Below are 2,325 nucleotides of genomic sequence, written 5' to 3'. Positions count from 1 at the left end.
CGCTCGCCCGAGCTCGCCGCGGGGGGCGGGGGGGTCGGTCCGGGGGGGGTGGGCTCCCACTCCGATCTCGGGGTCCGCCGGATCGGAGTCGGACCGACCGATCCCGTCGGCGCGGGCCGGCGGGGACGGCGGCACGACGGTGACCGGGGCCGGCTCCGGGGGTGGCGGCATGGGCGCGGCGGGCACGACCGCCCCGGGCCGGGGTCGCGGGGTGGGCGGCACGGTCGGCTCCGGCCGCACCCGGGGGCCGGTGGGTGGCAGCACCTGGCAGGAGAGCGCCTCCGGCCGCGTGGTGAGCACCGCGGCGGCGGTCCGCGCGACGAACTCGCTCCACCAGCGCAGCTCCTCGGCGGTACGCGGCGTCTCGTACCACCAGCCGGCGACGCCCTGCGACGGCCACCAGCCCAGCTCCGCCAGGCGGCGCTCGTCGTACGGCGGGCAGACCCCGCGGACCGTGCTCCGGCGCACCAGCAGGTGCAACCGGCGGGGACCGGCGGCGAGTTCCAGGTCGGTGTTGCGGTCGCAGCGGGACAACGTTTCGTGCAGCCGGGCTACGATGTCCGGCCAGCCCGGCGAGGTCATGCCGGCGGCCCCGGCAGGCGCCCGAGCCGGCCCATGGCCCCCTCCAGCCGGCCCAGCGAGCCGAAGTCGCCGGGGGTGCCGAAGATCCCGTTCAGGCCGGCGCCGAGGGTGGCGTCGAGCCCACCGATGCGCTCGTCGAGCCGCTCGGTGGCCGCCGTCCGGGCCTGCCGGTACGCCTCGACCACCATCGTGGCGAGGTCCTCGGTGCCCAGCCGCAGCGCGGTCGGCGCGAAGCTCAGGTCGGTGAGTTCGCCGGTGGCGTCGGCGGTCGCGGAGACCAGCCCACTCTCGTCGGTGGCGGTGCCGCGCAGATCGTCCAGGTCGTCCTTGAGCCCGGCGAAGCGACGTTCGATGTCGGCGAGCCGTCCGGCCCGGACGTCGAAGGCGGACAGCGGGTCAGACATGAGAACCTCCCGTGGGGCGCCGGCCCGGGGGTGGCGGCAAGGCGGCGCCATGATCGTATCGCCCTCGCCCGGATGCTGAAGATCATCCGGCCGCTGGCGACGCACCTGCGGAAGGTCATCCGGCCGCCGCAGCGGGTCCTGTACTACCTGCGTAGGCTGCGCAACCACCTGGACGAGCTGGTCGACAAGCAGAAGACGCTGCTCTTCGGCCAGCCGCCGGCGGAGCAACCGGCCGGCCGGTGAGCGGCGAGCGAGGGGGCAGGGTGTGACCGGTGCGCGAGGGCGACTCGGCCGGCTGACCGACGCGGTGCTCGGCGGGGCGCGGGCCGCCCGGGACAGGGCCCGCGAGCTGCGCGACGAGTTCCGCACCAGCGACGAGCCGGAACGCGCGCTGGTCGCGCCGCTGCTGCCCGGCGAGGAGATCCGCTACGTCGGCCTCGCGCCGGTGCGGGCGCCCGAGACCCACCGGGCGGGCAGCCAGCTCGCCGACCGGGTGGGCGCGGAGGTGGCCGAGGCCCTGGACCCGCGCGCGCTGTTCGGGCTGTTCAACATCGTCAACCCGGTCGCGTGGGTGGACGCCGTGATGACGCCGGTGCGGATCGCCGCGGGCGCGCTGATGCTGCCGGGCAAGGCCGCCGTCCTCGCCGCGGGCGGCGCGGACCCGGCCGAGGCCGACCCGCCAAGCCCGGGGCGGCCCGCCGAGGCGCGGCAGCCGGTGCCGCTCACCCCGGAGCAGGAGGCGTTCCGGGCGGTGTTCCGGCTCAGCCGCTACCGGCCCCTCGCCGACCAGCTCGCGGAGATCGCCTACCGGCGGCGGTACGTCTTCAGCGGCGACCTCGCCTCCCTCGCCGGCAGCCTGCTGCTGTTCCTGGAGCGCTACACCGGCACGCCGCTCGTGGTCACCGACACCCACCTGCACCTGCTGCGGATGGGGCGCCGCCCGGACGAGGGCCGCGAGGACCGCCGGCGCCCCCACGTGCTCTGGAGCGTCGAGCGGCGGCGCGTCGCCCGCATCGACTCCGACCACGGCGCCGCCCGCCTCATGCAGTTCCCGTCCACCGTCGTGTTCGACGACGGCTCCTGGATCCGGATCGTCAACCCGGCCACCCGGGACGACCAGGGGCGCTTCCTCACCGCCGTACGCGACATCCCCGGCCAGCGCCCGGCGGCCTGAACCGGCGGCGCCCGCCGCACCGGCGCGGACGCTCGCCGGACCGCCGCGAACGCTCGCCGGGACCGCGCGGACGTGCGCAGGAACGGCACAGGCGCCTGCCGCACCGGCGCGGGCGCTCGCCGGACCGCGCGGCGCCCGCGTTCGCCGCCGTCGCCCGGGGCGAAG

3 protein-coding genes and 1 pseudogene are annotated in these 2,325 nt (G+C 77.3%); 2 read left to right on the top strand and 2 right to left on the bottom strand.

Features of this window, described 5'->3' with window-relative positions; translation table 11 throughout:
* Nucleotides 1-582: pseudogene (locus tag ACWENR_RS30505) on the bottom strand (hypothetical protein); the annotation flags it as partial.
* A complete protein-coding gene (locus ACWENR_RS30500) occupies nucleotides 579-986 on the bottom strand; it encodes a YbaB/EbfC family nucleoid-associated protein (protein WP_452280396.1) in 408 nt (135 codons plus the stop codon). The pseudogene ACWENR_RS30505 and the gene ACWENR_RS30500, both read right to left, overlap by 4 nt.
* 72 nt (nucleotides 987-1,058) lie before the next feature.
* Here ACWENR_RS30500 and ACWENR_RS30495 point away from each other — a divergent pair, with 72 nt between their 5' ends.
* Nucleotides 1,059-1,229, top strand: coding sequence for a hypothetical protein (locus ACWENR_RS30495; RefSeq protein ID WP_452280395.1), 171 nt, complete (start codon nucleotides 1,059-1,061; stop codon nucleotides 1,227-1,229).
* 22 nt (nucleotides 1,230-1,251) lie between these two features.
* Complete coding sequence (locus tag ACWENR_RS30490) at nucleotides 1,252-2,160, top strand: hypothetical protein (protein WP_452280394.1); 909 nt, start codon at nucleotides 1,252-1,254, stop codon at nucleotides 2,158-2,160.
* Nucleotides 2,161-2,325: the final 165 nt, after the last annotated feature.

The sequence above is a fragment of the Micromonospora sp. NPDC004336 genome (assembly GCF_053602615.1).
Note: the sequence above shows the minus strand (reverse complement) of the source record. Positions and strands in the feature narration are given on the sequence as shown.

Bases quoted from the DNA above. Each gene is read 5' to 3' on its own strand.
- ACWENR_RS30500 (WP_452280396.1), bottom strand. From the start codon at position 986: ATGTCTGACCCGCTGTCCGCCTTCGACGTCCGGGCCGGACGGCTCGCC.
- ACWENR_RS30495 (WP_452280395.1), top strand. From the start codon at position 1,059: ATGCTGAAGATCATCCGGCCGCTGGCGACGCACCTGCGGAAGGTCATC.